This is a genomic window from Kribbella jiaozuonensis (assembly GCF_005233875.1).
GTDB classification, from domain to species: domain Bacteria; phylum Actinomycetota; class Actinomycetes; order Propionibacteriales; family Kribbellaceae; genus Kribbella; species Kribbella jiaozuonensis.
The window spans coordinates 1,195,711-1,220,769 of record NZ_SZPZ01000002.1 but is presented as its reverse complement, the minus strand read 5'-3'; the positions used below and the strand labels follow the sequence as shown (position 1 = coordinate 1,220,769).

24 protein-coding genes are annotated in these 25,059 nt (G+C 68.4%); 14 read left to right on the top strand and 10 right to left on the bottom strand.

The window, feature by feature from the left end:
• The first annotated feature begins 66 nt into the window (after window positions 1-66).
• The 5 genes from FDA38_RS17420 to FDA38_RS17400 all read left to right on the top strand — a co-directional run bounded on the left by FDA38_RS17420 (window position 67) and on the right by FDA38_RS17400 (window position 3,660).
• On the top strand, window positions 67-489 hold the full coding sequence (locus FDA38_RS17420; protein ID WP_137255055.1) for a DoxX family protein: 423 nt from the start codon (window positions 67-69) through the stop codon (window positions 487-489).
• Between the two features lie 27 nt (window positions 490-516).
• The gene (locus FDA38_RS17415; protein WP_137255054.1) at window positions 517-1,350 is read left to right on the top strand and encodes an alpha/beta fold hydrolase; all 834 of its coding nucleotides are present in this window, start codon (window positions 517-519) and stop codon (window positions 1,348-1,350) included.
• Between the two features lie 12 nt (window positions 1,351-1,362).
• Window positions 1,363-1,620 carry a hypothetical protein gene (locus FDA38_RS17410; protein ID WP_137255053.1) on the top strand — a complete coding sequence of 86 codons (258 nt, stop codon included), beginning with the start codon at window positions 1,363-1,365 and terminating at the stop codon, window positions 1,618-1,620.
• A 189-nt stretch (window positions 1,621-1,809) separates the two neighbouring features.
• Window positions 1,810-2,079, top strand: coding sequence for a hypothetical protein (locus tag FDA38_RS42265; protein WP_170989761.1), 270 nt, complete (start codon window positions 1,810-1,812; stop codon window positions 2,077-2,079).
• Between the two features lie 249 nt (window positions 2,080-2,328).
• The gene (locus tag FDA38_RS17400) at window positions 2,329-3,660 is read left to right on the top strand and encodes a tyrosine-type recombinase/integrase (RefSeq protein WP_137255051.1); all 1,332 of its coding nucleotides are present in this window, start codon (window positions 2,329-2,331) and stop codon (window positions 3,658-3,660) included.
• A gap of 13 nt (window positions 3,661-3,673) precedes the next feature.
• Here FDA38_RS17400 and FDA38_RS43685 read toward each other — a convergent pair whose 3' ends face one another.
• Window positions 3,674-3,754, bottom strand: coding sequence for a hypothetical protein (locus FDA38_RS43685; RefSeq protein WP_380090520.1), 81 nt, complete (start codon window positions 3,752-3,754; stop codon window positions 3,674-3,676).
• A gap of 535 nt (window positions 3,755-4,289) precedes the next feature.
• A complete protein-coding gene (locus tag FDA38_RS17390) occupies window positions 4,290-5,612 on the bottom strand; it encodes an acyl-CoA dehydrogenase family protein (RefSeq protein WP_233714769.1) in 1,323 nt (440 codons plus the stop codon).
• A 97-nt stretch (window positions 5,613-5,709) separates the two neighbouring features.
• Between FDA38_RS17390 and FDA38_RS17385 the strand changes: the two genes are divergently transcribed.
• From FDA38_RS17385 to FDA38_RS17370, 4 genes are read left to right on the top strand one after another with little or no spacing between them, the layout of a single operon-like run.
• On the top strand, window positions 5,710-6,447 hold the full coding sequence (locus tag FDA38_RS17385) for a TetR/AcrR family transcriptional regulator (protein ID WP_137255050.1): 738 nt from the start codon (window positions 5,710-5,712) through the stop codon (window positions 6,445-6,447).
• Complete coding sequence (locus FDA38_RS17380) at window positions 6,444-7,721, top strand: acetyl-CoA C-acetyltransferase (RefSeq protein WP_137255049.1); 1,278 nt, start codon at window positions 6,444-6,446, stop codon at window positions 7,719-7,721. The genes FDA38_RS17385 and FDA38_RS17380 overlap by 4 nt, the downstream gene beginning before the upstream one ends.
• Window positions 7,722-7,729: 8 nt before the next feature.
• Entirely contained in the window at window positions 7,730-9,076 is a 1,347-nt protein-coding gene (locus tag FDA38_RS17375; RefSeq protein ID WP_137255048.1) for a 3-oxoacyl-ACP reductase, read from the top strand.
• Window position 9,077: 1 nt separating this feature from the next.
• Entirely contained in the window at window positions 9,078-9,935 is an 858-nt protein-coding gene (locus FDA38_RS17370) for a MaoC family dehydratase (RefSeq protein WP_137255047.1), read from the top strand.
• Here the strand turns inward: FDA38_RS17370 and thrS are convergent.
• From thrS to FDA38_RS17355, 3 genes are all read right to left on the bottom strand, one after another.
• Window positions 9,901-11,136 (bottom strand): threonine--tRNA ligase, encoded by a 1,236-nt coding sequence (gene thrS, locus FDA38_RS17365; protein ID WP_137255046.1) that lies wholly within the window; start codon window positions 11,134-11,136, stop codon window positions 9,901-9,903. The two genes, FDA38_RS17370 and thrS, sit on opposite strands and share 35 nt — an antisense overlap.
• 147 nt (window positions 11,137-11,283) lie before the next feature.
• Window positions 11,284-12,129 carry an acyl-CoA thioesterase gene (locus FDA38_RS17360; RefSeq protein ID WP_137255045.1) on the bottom strand — a complete coding sequence of 282 codons (846 nt, stop codon included), beginning with the start codon at window positions 12,127-12,129 and terminating at the stop codon, window positions 11,284-11,286.
• A 43-nt stretch (window positions 12,130-12,172) separates the two neighbouring features.
• Window positions 12,173-13,087: a proteasome assembly chaperone family protein gene (locus tag FDA38_RS17355; RefSeq protein ID WP_137255044.1), complete on the bottom strand. Its 915-nt coding sequence runs from the start codon at window positions 13,085-13,087 to the stop codon at window positions 12,173-12,175.
• 175 nt (window positions 13,088-13,262) lie between these two features.
• Between FDA38_RS17355 and FDA38_RS17350 the strand changes: the two genes are divergently transcribed.
• Genes FDA38_RS17350 through FDA38_RS17340 form a run of 3 tightly spaced genes read left to right on the top strand, consistent with a single transcriptional unit; the run spans window position 13,263 to window position 16,719 of the window.
• A complete protein-coding gene (locus tag FDA38_RS17350; protein ID WP_233714768.1) occupies window positions 13,263-14,279 on the top strand; it encodes a hydroxyacid dehydrogenase in 1,017 nt (338 codons plus the stop codon).
• Complete coding sequence (locus tag FDA38_RS17345) at window positions 14,276-16,195, top strand: DUF2264 domain-containing protein (RefSeq protein ID WP_137255043.1); 1,920 nt, start codon at window positions 14,276-14,278, stop codon at window positions 16,193-16,195. Before FDA38_RS17350 ends, FDA38_RS17345 begins: the two co-directional genes overlap by 4 nt.
• Window positions 16,192-16,719, top strand: a complete 528-nt coding sequence (locus tag FDA38_RS17340; protein WP_137255042.1) for a ferritin — start codon at window positions 16,192-16,194, stop codon at window positions 16,717-16,719. The genes FDA38_RS17345 and FDA38_RS17340 overlap by 4 nt, the downstream gene beginning before the upstream one ends.
• A 63-nt stretch (window positions 16,720-16,782) precedes the next feature.
• On the opposite strand, the gene FDA38_RS17335 is transcribed toward FDA38_RS17340, so the two are convergent.
• Entirely contained in the window at window positions 16,783-18,669 is a 1,887-nt protein-coding gene (locus tag FDA38_RS17335; RefSeq protein WP_137255041.1) for a DUF2207 domain-containing protein, read from the bottom strand.
• Window positions 18,670-18,789: 120 nt separating this feature from the next.
• On the opposite strand from FDA38_RS17335, the gene FDA38_RS17330 reads away from it, so the two are divergent.
• Complete coding sequence (locus tag FDA38_RS17330) at window positions 18,790-20,928, top strand: elongation factor G-like protein EF-G2 (protein ID WP_137255040.1); 2,139 nt, start codon at window positions 18,790-18,792, stop codon at window positions 20,926-20,928.
• Window position 20,929: 1 nt separating this feature from the next.
• Here the strand turns inward: FDA38_RS17330 and FDA38_RS17325 are convergent, their stop codons facing one another.
• From FDA38_RS17325 to FDA38_RS17315, 3 genes are read right to left on the bottom strand one after another with little or no spacing between them, the layout of a single operon-like run.
• On the bottom strand, window positions 20,930-22,180 hold the full coding sequence (locus FDA38_RS17325; RefSeq protein WP_137255039.1) for a tetratricopeptide repeat protein: 1,251 nt from the start codon (window positions 22,178-22,180) through the stop codon (window positions 20,930-20,932).
• Complete coding sequence (locus FDA38_RS17320) at window positions 22,177-23,052, bottom strand: tetratricopeptide repeat protein (RefSeq protein ID WP_137255038.1); 876 nt, start codon at window positions 23,050-23,052, stop codon at window positions 22,177-22,179. The genes FDA38_RS17325 and FDA38_RS17320 overlap by 4 nt, the downstream gene beginning before the upstream one ends.
• Window positions 23,049-23,483, bottom strand: a complete 435-nt coding sequence (locus FDA38_RS17315; RefSeq protein WP_137255037.1) for a hypothetical protein — start codon at window positions 23,481-23,483, stop codon at window positions 23,049-23,051. Before FDA38_RS17315 ends, FDA38_RS17320 begins: the two co-directional genes overlap by 4 nt.
• 63 nt (window positions 23,484-23,546) lie before the next feature.
• On the opposite strand from FDA38_RS17315, the gene FDA38_RS17310 reads away from it, so the two are divergent.
• On the top strand, window positions 23,547-23,951 hold the full coding sequence (locus tag FDA38_RS17310; RefSeq protein ID WP_137255036.1) for an HIT family protein: 405 nt from the start codon (window positions 23,547-23,549) through the stop codon (window positions 23,949-23,951).
• Here FDA38_RS17310 and FDA38_RS17305 read toward each other — a convergent pair.
• The gene (locus tag FDA38_RS17305; RefSeq protein WP_137255035.1) at window positions 23,944-25,041 is read right to left on the bottom strand and encodes a glycosyltransferase family 4 protein; all 1,098 of its coding nucleotides are present in this window, start codon (window positions 25,039-25,041) and stop codon (window positions 23,944-23,946) included. The two genes, FDA38_RS17310 and FDA38_RS17305, sit on opposite strands and share 8 nt — an antisense overlap.
• Between the last annotated feature and the right edge of the window lie 18 nt (window positions 25,042-25,059).

Genomic DNA, 25,059 nt, shown 5'->3' with positions numbered 1-25,059 from the left:
GACAACCCGGCCCACTCGGCCAAAGCCATCACCGCTACCAGACCCGGACACGACAAGGAGAGCCGAATGAGCACCATCCCCAAGAAAAACTCGGAAACCGTTGCGCACACGCCCGGGCGGGCGAGCAGCATCGGGGTCTGGATTCTGCACGTCGTGCTGGCGGCGATAATCGCCGGCGGCGGAATCTCGAAGCTCGCCGGCGACCCGGTCATGGTGGACATGTTCGCCGACATCGGGGCTGGCCAGTCGCTCCGGTACCTGGTCGGAGCGCTGGAGGTCGCGGGAGGGGTTGGACTTCTGATCCCGGCTCTGGCGGGCCTGGCCAGTCTCGGGTTGGCGGCATTGCTGACCGGTGCTGTCATCACCGATCAGTTCGTGCTCGAGCAGAGCCCTTGGCTGCCGCTCGCCTTACTCATGGTGGCGGCCGTGATCGCAAGGACGCGGTGGTCGCGCACCGAGGCCGTCGTCGGCACGCTGCTCAGGCGCTGAGACAAACCTCTCGAACGGAGATGTGAGATGAACGAGATGGCCTTTCGCGTGACATCAAACGATGGCACCACCATCGCCTACGACCGGAAGGGAAGCGGTCCGGCCGTCATTCTGGTGGGCGGAGCACTCGACGAGGGGGTGGAGAACGCTCCCTTGGCGCCGGCTCTCGCCGAGCACTTCACGGTCTACAACTATGCCCGTCGGGGACGCGGCGCAAGCGGCTTCACCGAGCCGTACGCCGTGGAGAGGGAGATCGAGGACCTGGATGCGTTGATCGCGGAGGCGGGCGGCTCGGCACACCTGTTCGGGGCGTCCTCTGGTGGCGCGCTGGCGCTGGAAGCGGCCGCGGCCGGGTCAGCCATCAACACGATCGCCGTGTGGGAGGTGCCCTACGCGGTCGGGGACGACATCCGCCAGCGATTCGAGGAGTACGTCGCGGACACCCGACGCGCCTTCGACGCCGGGCGAGACGAGGAGGTTCTCGAACTGTTCATGCGCTTGAGCGGCGCCTCCGACGACAACATCGCGGCCAGGAAAGCGGCAGGCAAGCAGACGGCGCATTGGGCGCATTCGGTCGCCCTCGCGCCCACGCTGGTCCACGACAGCGTCTTCCTCAACCGCTACCAATTGCCGGCCGATCGACTGGCAACGGTCACCCAACCGGTCCTGGTCACCACCGGAGGACCGATCACGGTCCCCTATATGGCAGGCCTGCCCTCGGACTTCTTCGACCGCGCAGCCGACGAGCTTGCAGACCAATTGCCCCACGCTCAACGGGAGGCCCTCGAGGGGCCGGATCACGTCGTCGACCCACAGACCGTCGGCCCGCTGTTGCTACGGTTCTTCAGCAGCGAACACTGAGGGGCCTGCGAGGTGTTGCGGGAACACCGATTAGGCACCGCGCAAGCAGATCTTCGTCGCGCCAGGGACACGGGGCGGACAGGTGGTGTCGAGGTTGATGTCGTCGGCGGCATCACAGGCCTGATCCTGGGCGTGCTCGTCACCAACGTCTTCGTCACCACGCAAGGCCGGGCCGTCGTACTGACCTGGGCTTCAGTGGGACTCGACCTGGCCTACTCGCTGCTCATCGGCTCCGTCGTCGGTCGTATCGACGGAGGACATCCCCGCTAGTCCCTCACGACTCCGGGATGACGGGGCCGATAGAGCCGACTATGTCGGAGAGGGTCCGGGGGTACGGCTTCCCGCCTGCCGCTTCGCCCAGTCAGGACCTATGAGGAGACAGCAGAGGGAAGACGCAAGGGGGGATCTGTGAGCTGGTCTGCGTAGCAGTCGGCCGGTCGCTCATGCCAGGATCGCGACGTGGATTCACTAACGACCGCCGCACGGCTTGAGTGGTGGGTGAACAGCTCGACCTGTCTGGCTGCATTCCTGGTCGCGGTGACGATTGTGGTCGACGAGCAAGGATGGCAGGCAGCCGGGCAGCTCACGCGGGCTGAGGAAGGTCCGGATCTCGCAGCCTTGTGCGAGCTGGACAAGGCCTTTGAGCTTTGCCTTCCAGATGACAGCACGATGGTCGTCATGGTGACCGCCTTGACACCCACCGGAAGCTTCACGCTGACCGAGGCGTAGCAGGGCGACCTGCTAACGCGCTTGCTAACAGCGGCCTCGGACCGACCTGACGACCCTGGCATTCCTTAGATCGGTAGGCGTGTCCTGGCGCACGGTGGTCAGGGGTGGACGGTCTGAACTCGACTGGCGCTCAAGTCCGCACCCGACTCAGTCCACGCAAACCATCGCCGCACGCCCGGACAACGGTCGATTCTCTCCACACTCCAAACGTTGAGCTGCCGCACATCGACATGATGGAGGAGCGGCGGGATGGCCTACGTGAAGGATCAGTGGACTCGGGCGGTGAAGGAGGCCGACGGGACGACTGTGCGCGTTCGTACGGCTAAGTGGGGGCGGGGGAAGCGGTGGTTGGCGGGGTGGGTGGATCCGGAGGAGAGGTCTAAGGCGTTCGGGACGAAGACCGCTGCGGAGCGGCATGGGGCTGCGATGGAGACGGATCGGGAGCGTGGAGAGTACATCGATCCGGAGGCTGGGAAGGTTCGGTTTGAGGAGGTTGCCGACAGGTGGCTTGCTTCTCGGGTGGTGGATCCGGCGACAGCTATGAAGTACGAGTCGTCTTTGCGGTTGCACGTCGTACCGGTGTTTTGGCGGCGGCAGTTGCGAACGATCAAGCCTTCTGAGATTGCGGCTTGGGTGGCTGGCCTCGATGCGCGGTTCGGGGCGTCTACGGCGCGTACGGCGTACCTCGTGTTGCACGGAACGTTGGAGGTTGCCGTTGACGATGAGGCGATCAAGCGGAATCCGGCGAAGGCTCGAGTGGTCAAGGTGCCGGCGGAGAAGGGCGGGAAGACGACCGCCTGGAGCGACGAGATTGTGCTGCGGATTGTGGAGGGGCATCCGCCGCAGTACAGGCCGATCGCCTCGATTGGTGCTGCGTGTGGGCTGCGGCAAGGTGAGTTGTTCGGGCTCGCCGAGGAGGACATCGACTTCGAGGAGATGATCATCCGAGTTCGGCGGCAGGCGAAGAAGTTGAGCCGGGAGTTTGTGTTCGCGCGGCCCAAGAACGACACCGAGCGGACTGTGCCGATGTCAGAGGGTGTCGCCGTGATGCTCACGGAGTACATCCAGGCCGCGAAGCCGCGGGCGTACACGTTGCCGTGGGAGAAGGTCGACGGGAAGCCGCACACGGTCAACCTGCTGTTCCGCTGGACTGACGACAAGCACATCCGGGCGCGGACGTACGACGAGCTCGTGTGGAAGCCGGCGCTCTTCCACGCGGGCGTCATACCAGAGCCGACGAAGGACGCCCGCGGCCGGCGGCAGTACTTCTCCAGTCGCGAGAACGGCATGCACGCACTCAGGCACTACTACGCGAGTATCACCCTGGCTGACGGCGTCAACATCAAAGAACTGGCGCAGTACCTGGGCCACGGCGACCCGGGGTTCACGCTTCGGCTGTACACCCACATGCTGCCGTCGTCCCACGAGCGGGCGCGGAAGGCTGTCGACTCGCGGCTGGCCCAGCTGTTCGCGATGGGAGCTCACGGAGCTGTGACGGAGCTGGCCGCCGGCCGGTCCCCCACGACGCACTGGGAACCCGACGGCGGCCAGTCTCACGATGACCCTGGAATCAGCCTGTGACCTGCGGAAACGTCTACCTGATGCGCATGCCTGAGATGGCTCGGGCGATGACGAGGCGTTGGATTTCGGAGGTGCCTTCGAAGATGGTGTAGATCTGCTGCAGCGTGACAGTCGCCTGCGCGCGAATCGACGAAAGCCCCTGAATTGCGTGTGTGATTCAGCTGTTGGTCGGGCTCTGGGGACGTTCGTCATGCGGTGAGTGCCTTCGGCGCCGTGTGCGAACGGGTCGAGTAGAGGGAGCGGGTCGACCGCGTCCCAGTTGCCTGAGTGTTTGCATTGTCCGGCACCAATCTCGGCCAGGCGGCTGGGTTCGTAGCCCCTGCGGCACAGCCGCCGGACGATCACGCCAGCAAGTTTGCGCGTCGACAACCTTGGCGGCTGCCCGCGCCCGGGACGTGATTGTTGATTGGTGGCGGTCGGCGGCAGCACGGGGCGGTCGCTCGCGAGCGGTAGCGAGCGCAACGCGGCGGTAGCCGCAGGGCGCCGGCGATAGCCGGCAAGGTCCGGCGATAGCCGGAAGGGATGCTCCGGGCGATAAGCCCGGGGGTGGGCGGGGTGCACGCATAGCAGGCGCGTTTGAGGAGCGGAGCGACGAAAGTAGCGCCTGCGTAGCGTGCGGGGGCTTGCCCTTACCTGATTCGCATGCCGGAGATGGCTCGGGCGATGACGAGGCGCTGGATTTCCGACGTACCTTCGAAAATCGTGTAGATCTTGGCGTCTCGGTGCATGCGTTCTACGGGGTATTCGCGGGTGTAGCCGTTGCCGCCGAGGATTTGGATGGCTTCTTCGGTGACCTTTACGGCGACCTCGCCGGCCTTCAGTTTGGCCATGGAGCCTTCGCCGTGGCGGTAGTCGGGGGTTTCGCCTCGCATGAGGGCGGCGGACATGTTGGCTGCGCGCCAGACCAGCAACCTGGCTGCGTCGATTTCCATGGCCATGTCGGCGAGTTTGAAGGCGATGCCTTGGTTGTCGATGATGGGGCGGCCGAACTGTTCGCGGGTCTTGGCGTAGTCGAGGGCTACCTCGTAGGCGGCGCGGGCGATGCCGATGGCTTGGGCGCCGACGATGTGGCGGGTCATTTCGAAGGTGGCCATCGAGGCGTTCCGGCCGGTGGTGCCAGTAGCTTCGCGGGCTCGGGCCAGCCGTTCGTCCAGTTTTTCCTTGCCGCCCAGGACGTTGGCGGCGGGGATGCGGACGTTGTCGAAGAAGACGTCTGCGGTGTGGGAGGCGCGGAGGCCGTGCTTGCGGAGCTTGGTGCCCTGCTCGAGGCCGCGGACCTCGGAGCGCGGTACGACGAAGGCGGCCTGGCCCTTGGTGCCGAGCGAAGGGTCGACGGTGGCGACGACGACGTGGATGTCGGCGATGCCGCCGTTCGTGGCCCAGGCCTTCTGGCCGTTGATCACCCACTCGTCCGAGGACGAGTCGTAGACAGCCCGCGTGCGGATCGCCGACACGTCCGAACCAGCACCAGGCTCCGACGAGCAGAAAGCAGCCACGCGTACGTCGTCCGGCGTGCCGTAGCAGCGGGGCATCCACTCGCTCCACTGCTCGGGCGTGCCGTTGGAGAAGATCGCGGACGACGCCAGGCCGGTGCCCTTGAGCGACATGCCGATGCCGGCGTCGCCCCAGAACAGTTCCTCGTGCACGAGCGGCATCAGCAAGCCGGACGGATCGATGAAGAGGTTGATGTTCGCGTCGAGGCCGTACAGGCCGATCTTGGCGGCCTCCTGGATCACCGGCCAGGGGGTCTCTTCGCGCTCGTCCCACTCGGCCGCGGCCGGGCGGATCACGTCGGCCGCGAAGGAGTGGGCCCAGTCGCGGATCTCCTTCTGCTCGTCGTTCAGCCCGAGCGAGAACGAGCTCCAGCCCGGTTGGGACCGCTCGGCGCCGAGTTCACCGGCCAACGCCATCACGTCGGCGGAGACAGCGGACTTCGGATCGGTCATGGTCATCAACATCCTCCGGCGAACAGGAAGGGGCAGTACGATGTTACCGACGAGTGTAACCGTCGTTTGCACCGGAGGGTACCGCTGTGGCTAAGATCGATCCATGAGCTCCGCGCTGCTCGCGATCGGACGCCGCCGGACCACGGCGGAGCGTCGGCGCGACCGGGAGCGGGACATCATCCGGGCCACCCGCGAGCTGTTCGACGAGCGCGGCACGATCGACGCCCAGATCGACGATATCGCCAAGCGGGTCGGGATCAACAAGGCGCTGATCTACCGGCACTTCGCCGGCAAGGAAGAGCTGTTCGCGCTGACTCTGGTCGACTACCTCGGCGAGCTCAACGACCAGCTCACCAACAGTGACAATCCGAGAAAAGCCCCGCTCAACCGCCTCAAGGCGCTCAGTGAAACGTTCGTCGACTTCTGCCTGACCTACCCGGCCTTCACGGACTGCGCGATGAGTCTGCTCCGCAGGACCGGGGAGGAACTGTTCGGCGAGATCACCGAGCCCGTGATGATGAAACTCGGTACGGCGATGGCCGCGCCGCTCGACCGGATCGCCGCGATCCTCAAGGCCGGCCAGCGGACCGGCGTGTTCGACGAGGTCGACACCGCCTACCTGGCCAATCACCTGTACACGCAGACCCTCGGGTCGTTGCATATGGCAAGGGTCGGGCTGATCGTGTCGAGCGGCCAGCCCGGGCATCCGGTGGTGCATCACGCGGATGTCGGTACCGTGCGAGAGACTGCCATCACCGCGACCCTCGCGACCGCTGTGGGGCGTAAAGCACTCAAGCGACCTTCCGCCACCGCACGAAAGTCCAAAGGAGAGACATCGTGACCGAGACCCGCAAGGTGGCCGTCGTCGCCGGAAACCGGATTCCGTTCGCCCGGCAGGACAAGACGTACCGGCACGCCTCCAACTCCGACATGCTCACCGCAGCGCTCAACGGTCTGGTCGACCGGGCCGGCCTCGGCGGTCAGGAGGTGGGCGAGGTGGTCGCCGGCGCGGTCCTCAAGCACGCCCGCGACTGGAACATGGTCCGCGAGGTGGTCCTCGGTTCCAAGCTCGCCGCCACCACCCCGGCGTACGACATCCAGCAGGCCTGCGGCACCGGGCTCGAGGCGGCGATCCTGGTCGGCAACAAGATCGCGCTCGGTCAGATCGACGCCGGCATCGCGGGTGGCGTCGACACCGCGTCCGACGCGCCGGTCGCGGTCAACGACCACCTGCGCAACGTGCTGCTCGACCTCAACCGCGCCAAGACGTACCCGGACCGGCTGAAGGTCCTCGCCCGCGTCCGCCCGAAGGACGTCGTACCGGAGATCCCCCGCAACGCCGAGCCGCGGACCGGGAAGTCGATGGGCGACCACGCCGCGCTGACCGCGCTCGAGTGGGGCATCACCCGCGAGGCGCAGGACGAGCTTGCCCTCAAGTCCCACCTCAACCTCGCCGCCTCGTACGACCGCGGCTTCCAGAACGACCTGATCACGCCATACCTCGGTCTCGAGAAGGACCAGAACCTCCGGCCCGACACGAGCCTGGAGAAGCTGGCCAAGCTCAAGACCGTGTACGGCAAGGGCGAGACCGCGACGATGACCGCCGGCAACTCGACCCCGCTGACCGACGGCGCCTCGACCGTCCTGCTGAGCACCGACGAGTGGGCCGCCGAGCACGGCCTGCGCCCGCTCGCGTACCTGACCCACTCGCAGACGGCCGCGGTCGACTACGTGAAGGGCGCCGAGGGCCTGCTGATGGCCCCCGCGTACGCCGTACCCCGGATGCTCCAGCGAGCCGGGCTCACCCTGCAGGACTTCGACTACTACGAGATCCACGAAGCGTTCGCCTCGCAGGTGCTGTCGACGCTGAAGGCGTGGGAGGATCCGATCTTCTGCAAGGAGCGGCTCGGCCTGGACGCGCCGCTCGGCGAGATCGACCGGGACAAGCTGAACGTGAACGGCAGCTCGCTGGCCGCGGGTCACCCGTTCGCGGCGACCGGCGGGCGGATCGTCGCCGCGCTGGCCAAGCAACTGGACGAGAACGGCGGCGGCCGGGGCCTGATCTCGATCTGCGCCGCGGGCGGCCAGGGTGTCGTCGCCATCCTCGAGAAGTAGGAGCTGAGATGACGGACCGCTACCAGACCTTCACCCGGACACCGCTCGGGCAGACCCTGGTCAAGAACCTCGGCCTGCCCGACCCGACGCCGTTGCAGCGTTGGGTCGAGGGGTCGCCGGTGATCGACGGGCCGGTCGTCTTCGGCGCGATCGGGGAGACCGACGCGGGCAAGGCGATCCAGGCCCTGCTGCGCGACATCGGCGCCTCGTTCAGTACGGCGACCGAAGGCGTCGCGTCGATCGGCATCCGCCCGAAGGCACTGGTCTTCGACGCGACCGGCGCCGCCACCACCGCTGACCTGACCAGCCTGCAGCGCTTCTTCTCCCCCGTCATCCGCCAGCTCGCCGCGGCCGGCCGCGTGATCGTCGTCGGCCGTACGCCGGAGCTGGCGACCTCCACCGAGCAGCACGTCGCCCAGCGCGCGCTCGAGGGCTTCTCCCGCTCCCTCGGCAAGGAGGTGAAGCGCGGCGCCACGGTCAACCTCGTGTACGTCGCCCCGGACGCCCACGAGCAGCTCGACTCCACGCTCCGCTTCTTCCTCTCCCCCAAGTCCGCGTACGTCGACGGCCAGGTCGCCCGGATCGGCACCGGCCCGCTCGTCAGCAACGACCCGACCCGGCCGCTGAGCGGGCGGATCGCCCTGGTGACCGGTGCCGCCCGCGGTATCGGCGAAGCGATCGCGAACACGCTGGCCCGCGACGGCGCGACGATCATCGGCGTCGACGTACCGCAGAACGCGGACCCGCTGCGCAAGGTGATGACCCGCCTCGGCGGCACCGAGCTCCTGCTCGACGTCACCGCAGTCGACGCCCCGCAACGGATCGCCGCCCACGCGCAGGAGCAGCACGGCGGGCTCGACATCGTCGTCCACAACGCCGGTATCACCCGGGACAAGCGGCTGGCGAACATGCGGACCGACGCGTGGGACGCCGTACTCGACGTGAACCTGCGCGCCCCGGAGCGCATCACCGAGCACCTGATCGAGTCCGGCGCGCTGAAGGACGGCGGCTCGATCATCGGGGTCTCGTCGATGGCCGGGATCGCCGGCAACAACGGCCAGACGAACTACGCGACCTCGAAGGCAGGCGTGATCGGCCTGGTCCAGGCGCTCGCGCCGAAGCTGGCCGATCGCAACATCCGGATCAACGCGGTCGCGCCCGGGTTCATCGAGACCGAGATGACGGCGAAGGTCCCGTTCACGATCCGCGAGGTCGGCCGCCGGATCAACTCGCTGCAGCAGGGCGGGCTGCCGATCGACGTGGCCGAGACGATCGCGTGGTTCGCGGATCCGGCCTCGGCCGGCGTGACCGGCAACGTGGTCCGGGTCTGCGGCCAGAGCATGCTGGGCGCCTGACATGCCGACCCGACGGTACGACGACTCGCCGAAGTTCGGCCAGCTCTACGCCCGGACGGTCCGCGCAACCCTCAGGAGGGCCGACTACGAGCCGGACGAGGACGGCCTGACGCTCGAGCTGCCCCGGTCGGCGATCGACCAGGACCACCTCACGGCGTACCGCGATGTCACCGGCTTCCAGGCCGGGCCCGCGCTGCCGCCGACGTACCCGCATGTCCTGGCGTTCCCGCTGCACCTGGACCTGATGTCCGACCCCTCGTTCCCGTACAAGCCGATGGGGATCGTGCATCTGTCCAACACGATCACGCAGAAGCAGCCGATCCCGATCCACGCCGAGCCGGCGATCCGCGTGCACAGTACGCCGGAACGCCCGCACCCGAAGGGCACCGTCTTCGACATCATCAGCGAGGTCTTCGTCGACCACGAGCTGGTGTGGAGCGATCTGACCACGCTGCTCAGCCGCACGGCCGGCACGCCGAGCGCACACGCGGACCTGCTGACCGACCCGGTCCTCTCGGCCGACGCCTGGTGGGACCTGCGCGGCAACCTCGGCCGCCGGTACGCCGGCGCGTCCGGCGACCGGAACCCGATCCACCTGTTCAAGCTGACCGCTCAGGCGTTCGGGTTCCCGCGCCAGATCGCCCACGGCATGTGGGCCAAGGCCGCCGCGCTCGCGTCCATCCAGCGCGCCGGCCACCTGCCGGACGCGTTCACGGTCCGCGTCGACTTCCGTAAGCCACTACTGCTGCCCTCCCGGGTCCAGTTCGGCTACCAGCAGACCGGCAAGACCCTCGACTTCGCGCTCTACGACGAGTCGCATGAGGTCACTCACCTGATCGGACAGCTGCAGGAGAACTGAGCTCCGCGATCCGATCGAGCACCTCCCCGATCGGAGCCGGCTCCCACCGACCGCCGTCGCGCTCCCGGACCGCGAGCAAACCAGCGCCGTCCTCACGCGCCCCGATGACAGCCTGGTACGGCGCCAATCGGTTCTCGCGGATCCGCGCGCCGAGACTCCCCTCGTCCGCGTGCGCGACCTCCACCCGCAGCCCGCGATCCACCGCACGACGAGCCACCTCGGCGGCACGCTTCTCCTCGTCGTCCGAGATCGGGAGTACGACGACCTGCACCGGCGCGAGCCACGCCGGGAACGCCCCGCCGTGTACCTCGATCAGCTGTGCCATCGCCCGCTCGATGCTGCCGACGATCGCCCGGTGCACCATCACCGGACGATGCTTGTTGCCATCGGCACCGATGTACTCGAGCCCGAACGCGGCCGGCTGGTGGAAGTCGATCTGGACGGTCGACAGGCTGAACTCGCGGCCGGCCGAATCCTCCAGTTGGATGTCGATCTTCGGCCCGTAGAACGCCGCGTCGCCGGGAGCCTCCTCGTAGTCGATGCCTGCCGCCTCCAAGACATCGCGGAGCAACGAAGCGGCTTGGGCCCAACTGGCGGCGTCACCGACGTACTTGCTGGACGGGTCACCGAACTTCGCGTCCTCCGCGGGCAGCGCAAGCACATAACGCGAGGCGCTGATCCCCATATCGGCGTACGCCTGGTTGATCAGGGACAGCGCGGACGCAGCCTCAGAGGCGACCTGGTCGAGGCGGCAGAAGATGTGCGCGTCGTTGAGTTGCATGGCGCGGACGCGGCTGAGACCGCCGATCGCGCCGGAGAGTTCGGCGCGGTACTGGCCGCCGAGTTCGGAGTACCGGAGTGGGAGTTCGCGGTAGCTGTGCGAGCGGGAGCGGTACATCAGCGCGTGGTGCGGGCAGATGCTCGGCCGGAGGATCAGTTGCTCACCGCCCATATCCATCGGCGGATACATGTCCTCGTGGTACTTCGCCCAGTGGCCCGAGATCTCGTACAGCTCGCGCTTGCCGAGCACGGGCGAATAGACCTGCTGGTAGCCGGCTCTTCGCTCGACCTCGGAGATGTAGCTCTCGAGTGCGCGACGTACGGCGGCGCCTGCGGGCAGCCAATAAGGAAGGCCTGCGCCGATCAGCGGGTCGGAGTCGAACAGGCCGAGTTCGCGGCCGAGCTTGCGGTGGTCGTACATGATTCCTCCAAGAGTTTTGGAGCGAGCGACCACCGGACACAACAAAGCCCCGGGGCACTCGCCCCGGGGCTTCGGTAGACAGTCAGATGTCAGCGCGCCGGGACGAACCTCGGCGTCGTCGTCACTACTGCGCGCTTGATCACGTTTCTACGTTAGCAGATCAGAGTCCAGACCGACCGGCCGGATCAGACCTTCTTGCGCCACCGACGCGATCAACGCGCCGGTCTGGGCATAGAGCCGGCCGGTCGCGAAGCCACGAGCGCCCGACGCTGAAGGCGACGACTGGTCGTACAGCAACCACTCGTCGGCGCGGAACGGCCGGTGGAACCAGAGCGCGTGGTCGAGCGACGCCGGCTGGATCCGGCGGTCACCGATGACGATGCCGTGCGGCAGCAGACTCGCCCCCAACAGCGTCAGGTCACTCGCATAGGCGAGCACGCACGCATGCAGCGCGGGATCATCGGGAAGCTTGCCTGCGGCACGGATCCAGAACTGCCGCCCGGTCACTCCCGCGAGGCGTACGTCGAGCGCCGCCCACTCGCGATCCCAGTCCGCTGCCGCGCGCCCCGACCGCGCTTCCAGAACAGTCGCCAACCGAGGTGCCTCCTCCGGCGGTACGACGTCGTCCGGCATCGGGTCCTGGTGATCGAGGCCGGGCTCCGGGCGCTGGAAGGACGCCGACATGTAGAAGATCGGCTTGCCGTTCTGCGACGCCACCACCCGCCGGCTGCTGAACGAGCCACCGTCACGGGTCGGCTCCGGCCGGTACACGATCGGTACCGACGTGTCACCCGCGCGCAGGAAGTACCCGTGGAGCGAATGCACGATCCGCTCCGGGTCGACGGTGCGGCTCGCGGCGGCCAGCGCCTGACCCAGCACCTGGCCGCCGAACACCCGCTGCATCGAGGTCTGCGGCTGACGACCCCGGAACAGGTCGACGTCGATCATCTCCAGGTCGAGCAGCTCGACCAGATCCTCCAGCGACTCAGGCATGCCTCATCCTGACAGGCCGGTACGCCGAACCCGCAGCGGGCTCCTACTCGTTGTCCTCGCGGTTCAGCTCGGCCAGGAACTGCTCCACCTCGGCGCCGAGCTCGTCGGCGGACGGGGTCGAATCAGCCAGCAGGCTCTTGCGGGACAGCGAGCCCTCAGCAGCGTCGTACTGCGTTTCGAGCGCCTTGACCACTGCGCTTGCGTCGTCGGAGGCTTCGACCTGCTCGTCGACCAGCCGGCCGGTGACGGCGGCCTCGTCGAGCAGGGCCTTGCTAGGGAGGAGCAGGCCCGTCGCGGCGGAGATCGCGTGCACCAGCGCCAGCGCGGCGCCCGGGAAGCGGTTCTCGGCCAGGTAGTGCGGGACGTGGACGGCGAAGCCCATCGCGTCCTTGCCGGCCTCGCCCAGGCGCACCTGGAGCATCGTGCCCGCGCTCGCGGGCAGCACCATCTCGCCGTCCCAGATGTTCGAGCGGGTGACCAGCTCGGGCCGGGTCGCGTGCGCGGTCAGGCCGAGCGGCCGGGTGTGCGGCACGCCCATCGGGATGCCGTGGACGCCGACCGTGAGTGTCACGTTGTAGCGCTCGATCAGCTGACGCACCGCAGCGGCGAACCGGTCCCAGTGGTTGTCCGGCTCGGCGCCCTCGAGCAACAGGAACTCGACGCCGGCATCGTCGGTCAGCAGGTGCAGCGAAAGGTGCGGCGGCGTGTAGTCGGTGAACCGGTCCTCGGCGAACGTCACCTCGGGCCGCCGGGCCCGGTAGTCGTGCAACAGGTCGATGTCGAACCGCGCGAGCAGCCGGTGGTCGAGCACCTCGAGCAGGTGGTCGGCAGTCACCCGGCCGGCCTGACCCGCGTCCATGAACCCGTCCAGCGAGTGCACCATGACCTTCGGCGTCGCCGCCGGGCCGGTCGCCACCGACTCGTCGACGATCTCGTAGAGGTCGTCCGGTCGCAGCATCGTCGTTCTCCTTCGCGGTTGCCATCAGGGCGGGTAGGCACCTCTATCCTGCCCTCTGAAGGAGACAACGCCCAACGCGGCCGGACACATTCCGGCCCGGGCAAAACTTTCAGGATGTTCCAAGACTCGGCGGTCGGAGAGACAGGTTGGGAAAGCGCTTGCTAGGTTGTTCGTCGTGAGCAGCGAACCAGATTCCGCCCTGACCGTCATGCTGGCGATGCACGACGACGCCAGGACCCGCGTCCTCGTGCCGCGGGTCCGGGAGCGGCTCGAGGCGATCGCCACCGTGCTCCCGGTCGGCCCCGGGACCAGCTTCCTGGCCGACCCCGCCGTACGCGCGGCGCTGCCGGACGTCGACGTACTGCTCACCGGCTGGGGCTGCCCGCGGATCGGTCCGGAGGTCCTCGACGCGGCGCCGAAGCTGCAGGCGATCCTGCACGCGGCCGGCTCGGTCAAGGCGATCGTCGACCCGGCCGCGTTCGACCGCGGCATCCAGGTCTCGTCGGCGGCCACCGCCAACGCGCAACCGGTCGCCGAGTTCACGGTCGCTGCGATCGTGCTCGCCGGGAAGAGGGCGTTCCGGCTCGCAGCGCAGTACCGGATCGAACGGCGGAAGGCCGACCCGCACGCGATGCCGGGCAGTTACGGCACGACGGTCGGCCTGCTCGGAGCGTCACGGATCGGGAAGATGGTCGCCGAGCGGCTGCGCGCGTTCGACCTCGAGGTGCTGATCAGCGACCCGTACCTGACCGCGGACCAGGCGGCCGCGCTCGGTGCTGAGCTGGTCGACAACGACGCGTTGTTCACGCGCAGTGACATCCTCAGCGTGCACGCGCCGCTGATTCCCGAGACGGTCGGCCTGGTCGACGGGCGACTGCTCGGTCTGCTGAAGGACGGCGCGGTGCTGATCAACACCGCGCGGGGCAAGATCATCGATGCCGAGGCGCTGCTGGCCGAGTGCGCTTCCGGCCGGATCGACGCCGTACTCGACGTCACCGATCCCGAGCCGCTGCCGCCGGACTCGCCCCTGCTCGACCTGCCGAACGTCTTCGTCACCCCGCACGTCGCCGGTGCCGTCGGCAACGAGATCGCCCGCCTCGGCGAGATGGCCGTGAGCGAACTCGAACACCTCGCTGCCGGCCAACCCCTCGAACACGCCATCACCCCGGATGAACTCGGAAGGCTTGCATGACCCGCCTCGTCCTGCCCGATACCGACCGTGTTCTCTCGCGGCAGACCGGTTGGAGCCGTAAGCATTGGGAGGCGTTGGCGGATCATCTGCTCGACTCGCTGGTGCCGTACTTCTCCCCCGCCGCCTCGCTGATCGAGCTGCCCGGGCGGCCGAGCCGATCGGGTACGGCGTCCGACGCGCTGGAGGGCTTCGCCCGATCGTTCATGCTGGCTGCGTTCCGGATCGCCGGCGTGCAGGGCAAGGGCTGCGAGGACCTGATCGAGCGGTACGCACGCGGCGTCGCGAACGGCGCGAACCCGGACCACCCCGAGTCGTGGCTGCGGCTCACCGAGCGGTCGCAGCAGATGGTCGAGGCCGCGGCGATCGCGGTGTCGCTGCACGAGACCCGCGAGTGGATCTGGGACCGCCTCGATACGCGAGCACAGGAACACGTCGCGGAATGGCTCGGCGGGTTCATCGGCTCCACGACGCACGACAACAACTGGCGGCTGTTCCAGGTCGTCAGCGAGCAGTTCCTCGCCTCGGTCGGAGCGCCGTACTCGCAGGACGACATCGACGGCGGGCTCGACCGGATCGAGGACTGGTACGTCGGCGACGGGTGGTACTCCGACGGCGACGGGCAGAACTTCGACAACTACATCGGCTGGGCGATGCACCTCTACCCCGGACTGTGGGCGCGGATGGCCGCCGCGACGCCGGGTGCGCAGTACGAGGACCGGCTGAAGCTGTATCGCGAGCGGATCAGGCTGTTCCTCGAGGACGCGGTGCACCTCGTCGGCAACGACGGCGCGCCGATCTACCAGGGGCGGTCGCTCACCTATCGCATGGCCGCGGCAGCGCCGTACTGGATGGGCGCGCTGCTCGACTCCACTCCCCTGACGCCGGGGCAGACGCGGCGGCTGTGCTCGGGCATTGCACGGCACTTCGTGCAGCACGGCGTGCCGGACGAGCGTGGCGTGCTGACGCTCGGGTGGTACGACACGTTCCTGCCGACGACACAGCAGTACTTCGGGCCTGGATCGCCGTACTGGGCCTCGAAGGGGTTCGTCGGGCTGATCCTGCCGCCGGAGCACCCGGTGTGGGCTGACCCGGAGGACTCGATCCCGCTCGATGACGCCGATCAACTACGAGCGATGCCGAAGCCGGGATGGATCGTGCACGCGAGCCGGCACGACCAGGTCGTGCAGTTGGTGAACCACGGCGCCGACCATGCGCCGGTCGCCGAGCCGGAGGGTATGGAGCCCGCGGGCGATCCGCACTACAACCGGCTGGCGTACGCGAACCACGCCGGTCCGGACCTGTCCGACCACGAGCCCGGGATCGACAACTTGATCTCGTTGGTGTCGCCGGACGGCGTCGCCAGTGGGCGGGGTCGGATCCGGCGGCTGGGAGTCGACGGGCGTACGGCGTCGTCGTGGCACCGGGCGTGGCTCGGGGACGACGGGCCGTGGGCGATCGAGGTCGCCTCGGTCGTGTGGAACGGCTGGGAGATCCGGTGCGCCCTGGTCGACGGGCCGGAGGGCGCCCAGGTCCGCAGCGCGGGCTTCGCCGTCGCCGGAGATTCCTTGCCCGAGGCAACCAGCAGCGCCGAGGCGGGCCTGGCGGCATCGGCGCGGAACGCGGACGGTCTGGTGTCGGCGGTGGTCGGGCTGCACGGGTACGAGACCGCCGCAGTGCATCGGGCCGTGGGCGTGAACCCGTTCGGTGCGCACTCGGCGACGCCCTACCTGACCGCCCGGCACCATGGTCGGCCGCTCGTGCTGGTGAACGCCGTCGTGCTCACGCGGGACGGGCTGCGGCCGCAGGCGCTTGCCGAGGGCATCGATGTGGTGGTGACGGACACGACGGTCCGGATCGGGCTGCCCGGCGGTGATACCCCGGTGATCGTGTTGGGGCAGAGTAGATTGACGGGATGAGCACGTACGAAAAGCTTCTGCACGAGCAGATCCGGAACGAATTCACCGCGTCACAGCAATATGTGGCAGTCGCTGTCTGGTACGACGACCAGGATCTTCCGCAGCTGGCCGCGCACTTCTACAAGCAGTCACTGGAAGAGCGCAATCACGCGATGATGATGGTCCAGTACCTGCTGGACAAGGACATCCGGCCGCAGATCCCGTCGGTCGGCGAGGTCGAGTCCGACTTCAAGACCGCGCTCGAGCCGCTCGAGCTCGCGCTGGCGCAGGAGATCACCGTCACCAAGCAGATCGAGACGCTGGCCCGGACCGCGCGGGACGAGAGCGACTACATCGGCGAGCAATTCATGCAGTGGTTCCTCAAGGAGCAGGTCGAGGAGGTCGCCGCGATGAAGACCCTCGTGAACGTGGCCAACCGCGCCGGCGACAACCTCTTCCACCTCGAGGACTTCCTCGCCCGCGAGGTCGTCGGTGACGCAGCCGCCGACCCGACGGCTCCCCCGGCCGCCGGCGGAACGGTCTGACCCAGCCCGCGGACCCGCGAGCAGCCCTGCCCAGCAGCCCACCGGCAGCCCCGCCCAGCTGATCTACCAGCTGCCGCCGCCTCCCCCGCCGCCACCGCCGCCGGAGGACCCGCCGCTGAAGCCGGACGAGCTGCCGCCTCCACCGCCCGAGCTGGACGGTGTGGGCGGCGGGTCGAAGGTGCTCGCGACGGTCGCGCCGACCGCACCCGCGGTCCAGCCGGACGTGTAGTACGACGGCCCGTAGTACCAAACCGGATCCGGAGTCAGCCGACCCGCGGCGACCAGCTGCTCGCACACCTTCTGCCAACGGTCGGCGATCCCGAAAGCGATGGCCCAGGGCAAGTACTTCGAGAAGATGTCCTCGCCCTCCTCGAACCGCAGCTGGTCCGCCTCGGCCGTGGCCAGGTACTTCTCGAAACCCACCAGCTGATCCGTCACCGCGCGCCCGGCCGGGTTCCGTTGCCCGCGGCCACGGATCCCGATCCAGATGCCGATGGCAACGATCACGGCGATCACCGGGATCGCGATCACCACCGCCCGGCCCGCGCCGCCGGTCGCCGCCGCGGTGATCGTCCCGGCGAAGCCCGCGCCGAACACCCAGATCGCGATCATCGCCATGCACGCGCAGCCGAAGCCGTTCTTGAACACGGATCCACCACCGGCGCGCGGCATCCGCAGGTACCACCCACGCTGCTTCACCTGCTCCCGCAGCGCGGTGATCATCGACGTGTGCGCGGTCCGCATGGTGTTGTCCCCGACTGCGCCGCGCTTGAGCAGCACCTCGGAACCCGGCTGGAGCGTCGGGAACAGCCCCGACATCAGCGCCTGCTCATGCGGTGCGGTCGCGACCGCCGGGTTCAGCAGGACAGCCTTCTGCGAGTCACCGGTGTTGTCGATCCGTACGCCGCCACGCACCGCCATGTCGATCAGCGTCGCGGCGGTCTCGACCGTGGTGGCCTTGGCGTCGATGAGCAGCCCGCCCTCGGCCACCGGGATGCGAGGCGGCGAGAACGCGACCGGGAGCTGGTCCTTGCTCAGCTCGTCCTTCACCGGCTCGGCCGCGACCCCGTCCGGCGGGAACGTGCCCGGCGGCATCCCGGCGTACCGCTGGTCCTTGTTGCCGAACTTGGCGTAGACGGCGGCGAGGACGATCGAGATCGCGGTGACCACGCCGGCGCCGATCAGCGAGAACCAGGACAGGCCGTTGCGCTCCAGCCAGTTCGGCGGGTCGACCAGGATCGGGGTGTCGTTCTGTACGGCGCCTGCCGTGATGCCGGCGACGATCGTCAACTGCTGGCCACGCTCGAGCTGGGACGCGCCGAACACACCCTGCTGGCCGACGACCGACTTCTGCGGACAGGTCTGCGTCGAACCGGCCTCGCCGGAGAAGCAGTCGACCTGGGTCACACCCTGCGGGACCGTGACATTGACGGTCACCTGATTGATCACCGCGGACCAGGCGCTACCGGTCGCGTCCCAGTACAGCTCGCTGTGGTCGGCGAAGTTCCGCAGCGCACCGCGGACGTCGTACGAGATCACGTACGTCGCCTCGGTGCCGGGGACCGTGCTGTTCGCGGAGCCGATCTTGATCTGGGTGTTCTCGTTGCGGTCGTTGTTCTCCTTGAACGTGTCGGTGGTGAACTCGGCCGAGACGTTCGGGGTGGGCGTGGAGACCTTGATGTTCGAGACCTGGTACTCCTGGTCCTTCGAGTCGTCGTCCTTGTACGGCTCGCGGGTGACCAGGTCCCGGTAGATGCCGTGCCGGCCGGTGCTGCCGAAGACGTAGTCGATCGTCTCCTTGACGTGCAGCACGCCGTCGGCGGAGACGACGTACTCGATCTTGAAGTTCCTGATCTCGTCACCGGCGTCCGCCGACGCCGGAACCGCGAAACCGGCCAGCGCCAGAACGGCGACCAGCATGGTGATGACGACCCCGAGTGCCCTACGCATGCCCGCGACACTACAGAGCGCGAGGGTCCGGGCGTGGGACCTCCGGGACGAATCCGCTACCGGAAGACTCTTGTGCGAAGTGTCCGTTAGGGGAATCGTGGGTGGACCAGGAGGAACGTCATGGCAGACAAGACGAATGCTTCCCAAGGCACCGGAGCCGCGCCCGCTGTGGACAGCCCGGACGCCATCCGCAACGTGGTCCTGGTCGGCCCGTCGGGCTCCGGCAAGACCACCCTCGTCGAGGCCCTGCTGGTGGCCTCCGGAGTCCTGAACAGACCCGGCACCGTCCTGGACGGAACCACCGTGTGCGACTTCGACGACGCCGAGCTCCGGCAGCAGCGCTCGGTGGGCCTGTCGCTCGCCTCGTTGCCGCACGACGGCGTCAAGGTCAACCTGATCGACACCCCGGGGTACGCCGATTTCGTCGGCGAACTGCGCGCCGGCCTCCGCGCCGCGGACTGTGCGCTGTTCGTCATCTCGGCCAGTGAGGGCGTCGACGAGCCGACCAAGGCCGCCTGGCAGGAGTGCGCCCACGTCGGGATGCCGCGAGCCGTCGTGATCACCAAGCTCGATCACGCCCGGGCCAACTACCAGAACGCGCTCGCCACCGCGCAGGACGCGTTCGGCGACAAGGTCCTCCCGCTCTATCTGCCCGCTGGTGACGGGCTGATCGGACTGCTCTCCCAGTCGTTCTTCTCCTACTCCGGGGGCAAACGTTCGACCTCGGCGCCGGACCCGGTCTACGCGGACGAGATCGAGGTACTGCGCGGCACGCTGATCGAGGGGATCATCGAGGAGTCCGAGGACGAGTCGCTGATGGACCGGTACCTCGAAGGCGAGGAGATCGACCAGAAGGTGCTGATCGAGGACCTCGAGCGCGCGGTCGCGCGCGGCTCGTTCTTCCCGGTCATCCCGGTCTGCAGCGCCTCCGGTATCGGCACGTTCGAGTTGCTCGAGGTGATCACCAGCGGGTTCCCATCGCCGCCCGAGCACACCATCCCGGACGTCTTCAACCCGCACGGTGTGGCCCGCAAGGGACTCGCCTGCGACCCCGACGGCGCGCTGCTGGCAGAGGTGGTGAAGACGACGTCGGACCCGTACGTCGGCAGGGTGAGCCTGGTGCGGGTGTTCTCCGGCACCATCAGGCCCGACACGACGGTTCACGTGTCGGGCCATTTCACGTCGTTCTTCGGTGAGCACAACGGCGCGTCCCACGGGCACGAGGACCACGACGAGGACGAGCGGATCGGCTCCCTGTCGTTCCCGCTCGGTAAGACGCAGCGGCCGGCGGGTCAGGTGGTCGCCGGTGACATGTGTGCGATCGGCCGGCTGACCCGGGCGGAGACCGGTGACACGCTCTCCGACAAGACGGATCCGCTGCTGCTGAGGCCGTGGAACATGCCCGAGCCGTTGCTGCCGATCGCGGTCGAAGCACACGCGAAGACCGACGAGGACAAGCTCGGCGTCGGGTTGCAGCGGCTCGCGGCCGAGGATCCGACGCTGCGGATCGAGCAGAACCCGGAGACCCACCAGATCGTGCTGTGGTGCATGGGCGAGGCGCACTCGGACGTCGTCCTGGACGCGTTGTCCAGCCGGTACGGCGTGACTGTGGACACCGTCGAGCTACGGGTGCCGCTGCGGGAGACGTTCCTCGGGTCGGCCAAGGGCCACGGGCGGCACGTGAAGCAGTCCGGTGGCCACGGTCAGTACGCCGTCTGCGACATCGAGGTCGCACCGCTGCCGCAGGGTGGCGGGTTCGAGTTCGTCGACAAGGTCGTCGGCGGGGCGGTACCGCGGCAGTTCATCCCGAGCGTCGAGAAGGGCGTCCGGGCGCAGATGGAGAAGGGCGTCGCGGCCGGGTACCCGATGGTCGATATCCGGGTCACGTTGCTGGACGGGAAGTCACACAGCGTCGACTCGTCCGACATGGCGTTCCAGATGGCCGGCGGGCTGGCGTTGCGCGAGGCCGCGGCGGCTTCGCGGGTCGCGATGCTCGAGCCGGTCGACCTGGTGTCGGTCCTGGTGCCGGACGACCTGGTCGGCGCGGTGATGAGCGACCTGTCCGGGCGGCGCGGGCGGCTGCTCGGTACGGACAAGGTCGGCGACGACAGGACGCTGGTGAAGGCCGAAGTACCGCAGGTGGAGATCACTCGCTACACGATCGATCTGCGGTCCTTGTCGCACGGGGCAGCGACCTTCAGCCGGGAGTTCTCCAGGTACGAGGCGATGCCGGATTCGGTGGCGTCCAAACTCAAGTGAGTCAGGGCTTCAGGCGGCGGCGTACGTCGCGGGATTTGAGGTACGCCGCCACATCGTCGTACCGCTCGCTCTGGTTCGCGAACTCGATGTACGAGCGGACGCGGTGCAACCAGTCGAGCGTGGACGGCTTCACCGCGGCCAGCGCCTCGGTGAGGTGACGCATGTCCAGCGGCGGCTGGCCTCCGGTGGAAAGCGCCTCGTCGATCACCTTGTCCACGCCGCGCTCGATAAGCGCACGCAGATCCGCGCCGCTGAACATCGGCGTCTGCGCGGCAAGCCCCTTCACGTCGAGCCCGTCGGCCGGCACGTCCTTGGTCAGCACGGTCAGGATGTCGGCGCGGGCCGGCTCGTCCGGCGGCGGTACGAAGATCACTCGGTCGAAGCGGCCCGGTCGGAGCATCGCCTCGTCCACGTCCCACGGCGCGTTGGTCGCGGCCAGCACCAGCAGGCCGTCGTTCTCGGAGCCGATCGCGTCCAGCTCCTGCAGCAGTACGTCGACCAGCCGCCGCGCCTCGGATCCACCGTGCTTGTGCCGCGCGAACGCCAGCGCGTCCAACTCGTCGAGGAACAGCACGCACGGACCGTTGGCGCGGGCACGCTCGAAGGCGGCGTGCAGATTGCGCTCGGACACCCCGAGGTACGGGTCCATCACGTCCTCGATCCGGACATTGATGAACGGCAGACCGCACTCCCCCGCGGTCGCTCGGGCCAGCAGCGTCTTGCCGCAGCCGGGTGGGCCGTAGAGCATCACGCCGCCGCCGGACTTGCGCCCGTACTTCTCGTACAGCTCCGGCCGGCTCAGCGGGAGGATCACCATCCGGTGGATCACCCGCTTGATCTCTTCCATCCCGCCGACCTGGTCGAAGGTGGTCGTCTCCTTCGGCGCGTCGGTGCCCAGCGGGTCCGGCTCCGCCTCGGGACCGACCTTGATCCGTACGCCGCTGCGCTCGGCGATCATGCCGTCGACGAGCTGCTGCAGCCGGCCGGTGCCCTCGACCACCCCTTGCTGGCGGGCCGCTTCGAGCAGGTTCCGCAGCAGGGCCAGCCGCCCGTTCGCCGCGGCGAGCTCGCCCACCGGCACGAACTGGTCGTCCGGAAGGCCACGCTGATCGAGCAGTACGACGTACTGGTCGAGCGCCTCCTCGTTCTCGCCGGCAGTGGCGAGCGACTCGGCCAGGAGCAGCCGGAGCATCACGTCGTCCGGGCTGGCGTCGACGGCCTTCCGCAGCGCGTCGATGCGGTCGTTACTCATGAACCCCACTTCCTGTTGATCCAGCGGCGGACCAGCGGTGGGACCACCCACGAGTACACGCAGAACACCAACCAGATCATGGCGAACGCGAAGGACAGCGGCCCTAGCCCGACCGCGCGGAGGCCGTAGATGACCGCGACGACGCAGATCCAGACGACCAGCGGATTGACCCGGGCGAACGGACGCAGCGGAAGCATCAGGGGATGGTTCATCAGCTTCGCCTGACGGGCCGCCGCGCGCAGGTCCGCATCATCGGGTTGGGACGCCGCCGCGGACGCGAGCGATGTGTACCCGGAGCGCGAGTCGCCGGTGAGCATGGACGCCGTACCGTGCAGGGCTCGCGCGTTCGGGTCCTCCGGGTCGTGCGCCAACGCCTCCGTGCTGTGGCGGTGCATGTCGCGGTCCTTGCCGAGCGCAAACGCCACCTGCGCACGAGCCGCCGAAACGGCCGCGCTCTCCGGCGCATGCGACGCGGCACGCTCGACCAGCGCGCCCGCCTTCTCGGCCTGTCCGGCCGCCAGGCAGACGCGCGCGTAGCCGAGCAGGAGATCGGGATCGTTCGGGTCGAGGCTCAAGCCCTGGAGGAACGCGGCCTCGGCCTCGGGCAGGCGGCCCTCCGAGCGCAGGGCCGAACCGAGCACATGCAGCATCGCCGGGAACGGACCATGCTGCGCCAAACCGTCACGCAGTACGTCGACAGCCTCGGCGTTCCGGTCGAGCGAGTGCAGAGCGGCACCGCGGAACAGGTACGCCCGGTAGTCGAGGGCCGTCTCGCCGCTCAGCCCTTGCAACTCGTCCAGAGTGCGCTGCGGGTGGCCGATCCGCAGCCAGTGCGCCGCCATCTGCAGGCGTGCTTCGCTCGGTTCGTTCACCGGATCACCGTCACCAGCAGCAGGATCAGAGCCTCCACTACAGCTCCGCCGATCGTGAGCCCGATGCCCACGACCCAGAGCGATCCATAGTCCGTACCGCGAAGCTGGAACGCGCGATCCATCGGGCGCTGGAGCCGGACCTGGACCAGGAAGCACAGCACGGCCACCACGCGGGAGCTGATTTGCAGGCTGTCACCGTCGAGCAGCACGAACAGAGCGACGACCGCGATCAGGCCGACGAGTCCGGTCAGCAGGATCAGCCGGCGTTTGGCCGCGTCGACACCGAGCCGGCGCGAGTTGAGGAAGGCGACGGCCGTCGAGGCGATCACGCCGCCGAAGAACGCGACGTACGCCTGCGACATCAAGCGCCACGGGCGCACGGACATGTCCACACCCGCGCCGATCGTCGGGCGCAGAAGTTCGTCCGGCATCGGGCTCCTCGGGTGGACAGGCTCCGCAATCTGTGATGCTCGCGCAGTGTATAGCCTGTGCCGATGAGCGAGAACTGCATCTTCTGCGGGATCGTGGCCGGAACCATCCCGTCGACCCAGGTGGCGTCCGACGACCGCGCGATCGCGTTCATGGATATCAACCCGGCGACCCGCGGCCACCTGCTGGTGATCCCCCGGACCCACTCCACCGACCTGCGCGAGGCGTCCGCCGAGGACCTCACGGCCGCGACGCTGCTCGCCCAGTCGCTCGTCGGCCGGGTGATCGAGCGTCTGGACGCCGACGGCGCCAACCTGCTCAGCTGCATCGGGGCCGACGCCTGGCAGTCGGTGTTCCACACCCACCTGCACGTCATCCCCCGCTACAAGGACGACCCTCTCCAGCTCCCCTGGCACCCGACCCCGGGAGACCTGGACGAGATCAACGCCACTGCCGCGACGCTCACCTAGCCACCAGTTCGTACACGGACAGGAGCTCCGGGAGCAGGACCGACCAGTCGTATTGCGGTACGGCGACGAGGCCCGCGGACCGGAGGTGTTCGCGTTCGTGCGGGCGGTCCAGCAGGCGCAGGGCGCGGGCGGCGAGCTCGGCGGAGTTGCCGGGGTCGAACAGCTCGCCCAGGCGGCCACCGTCCAGGACCTGGCGGAACGCGGGCAGGTCGCTCGCCAACACCGGTGCACCGGCGGCCATCGCCTCCAGCAGGACGATGCCGAAGGACTCGCCGCCGAGGTGAGGGGCGACGTACACGTCCGAGCCGGCCAGCATGTCGGCGCGGGCCTCGTCGTCGATCGCACCGAGAAACAGGACGTTCTCCCGGTACCGCGGGGGCAGTGAGCGCCGCGCCTCGTCCGCCTGGCCCGAGCCGGCGACGAGCACCTTCAGGTGCGGGCGCTCGGCAAGCAGCAGCGGTACGGCGTTCAGCAGTACGCCGAGGCCCTTGCGCGGCTCGTCCAACCGGCCCAGGAAGCTGACCGTGCCGTCCGGGCCCATCCACTCCGGGCGCGGACTCCCTTTGAACCGGGCGGTGTAGAGGCCGTTCGGGATCACGACCGCCTCGCCGCCGACGTGCTGGACCATCATCGAGCGGGCGTTCTCGGACACCGCGATCCGGGCGTCGATCTTCTCCAGCGCCGGCCGGAGCAGGCTCGACGCCACGCTCATCGCCCGGGACCGGACCTGCCAGGTGTGGAACGTCGCGACGAACGGTCCCTCGGCCGACCAGAGCGCGATGATCGACGCGCTCGGCGTGGTCGGCTCGTGCACGTGGACCACGTCGAAGTCCCCGTCCGCCAACCAGCCCTTCACGCGCGCCGCCGTACGCGGGCCGAAGGTCACCCGCGCGACGGACCCGTTGTACGGCACGCCGACCGCGCGGCCCGACGAGACGACGTACGGCGGGGCCGTGTCGAAGTCGTCGACCGGTGCCAGGACCGAGATCTCGTGGCCGAGCGACAGCAGCGCCTCGGCGAGATCGCGGACATGGTTCTGCACTCCGCCGGGAGTGCCCAGCGAGTACGGGCAGACCACGCCGATCCTCACAGGACGATTCTCACCCCG

Bases quoted from the DNA above. Each gene is read 5' to 3' on its own strand.
- FDA38_RS17355 (WP_137255044.1), bottom strand. From the start codon at position 13,087: ATGCTGCGACCGGACGACCTCTACGAGATCGTCGACGAGTCGGTGGCG.
- FDA38_RS17360 (WP_137255045.1), bottom strand. From the start codon at position 12,129: ATGCCTGAGTCGCTGGAGGATCTGGTCGAGCTGCTCGACCTGGAGATG.
- FDA38_RS17400 (WP_137255051.1), top strand. From the start codon at position 2,329: ATGGCCTACGTGAAGGATCAGTGGACTCGGGCGGTGAAGGAGGCCGAC.
- FDA38_RS17415 (WP_137255054.1), top strand. From the start codon at position 517: ATGAACGAGATGGCCTTTCGCGTGACATCAAACGATGGCACCACCATC.
- FDA38_RS17345 (WP_137255043.1), top strand. From the start codon at position 14,276: ATGACCCGCCTCGTCCTGCCCGATACCGACCGTGTTCTCTCGCGGCAG.
- FDA38_RS17310 (WP_137255036.1), top strand. From the start codon at position 23,547: ATGAGCGAGAACTGCATCTTCTGCGGGATCGTGGCCGGAACCATCCCG.
- FDA38_RS17340 (WP_137255042.1), top strand. From the start codon at position 16,192: ATGAGCACGTACGAAAAGCTTCTGCACGAGCAGATCCGGAACGAATTC.
- FDA38_RS17375 (WP_137255048.1), top strand. From the start codon at position 7,730: ATGACGGACCGCTACCAGACCTTCACCCGGACACCGCTCGGGCAGACC.
- FDA38_RS17370 (WP_137255047.1), top strand. From the start codon at position 9,078: ATGCCGACCCGACGGTACGACGACTCGCCGAAGTTCGGCCAGCTCTAC.
- FDA38_RS17390 (WP_233714769.1), bottom strand. From the start codon at position 5,612: ATGACCATGACCGATCCGAAGTCCGCTGTCTCCGCCGACGTGATGGCG.
- FDA38_RS17315 (WP_137255037.1), bottom strand. From the start codon at position 23,483: ATGCCGGACGAACTTCTGCGCCCGACGATCGGCGCGGGTGTGGACATG.
- FDA38_RS17385 (WP_137255050.1), top strand. From the start codon at position 5,710: ATGAGCTCCGCGCTGCTCGCGATCGGACGCCGCCGGACCACGGCGGAG.
- thrS (WP_137255046.1), bottom strand. From the start codon at position 11,136: ATGTACGACCACCGCAAGCTCGGCCGCGAACTCGGCCTGTTCGACTCC.
- FDA38_RS17420 (WP_137255055.1), top strand. From the start codon at position 67: ATGAGCACCATCCCCAAGAAAAACTCGGAAACCGTTGCGCACACGCCC.
- FDA38_RS17330 (WP_137255040.1), top strand. From the start codon at position 18,790: ATGGCAGACAAGACGAATGCTTCCCAAGGCACCGGAGCCGCGCCCGCT.
- FDA38_RS17325 (WP_137255039.1), bottom strand. From the start codon at position 22,180: ATGAGTAACGACCGCATCGACGCGCTGCGGAAGGCCGTCGACGCCAGC.
- FDA38_RS17335 (WP_137255041.1), bottom strand. From the start codon at position 18,669: ATGCGTAGGGCACTCGGGGTCGTCATCACCATGCTGGTCGCCGTTCTG.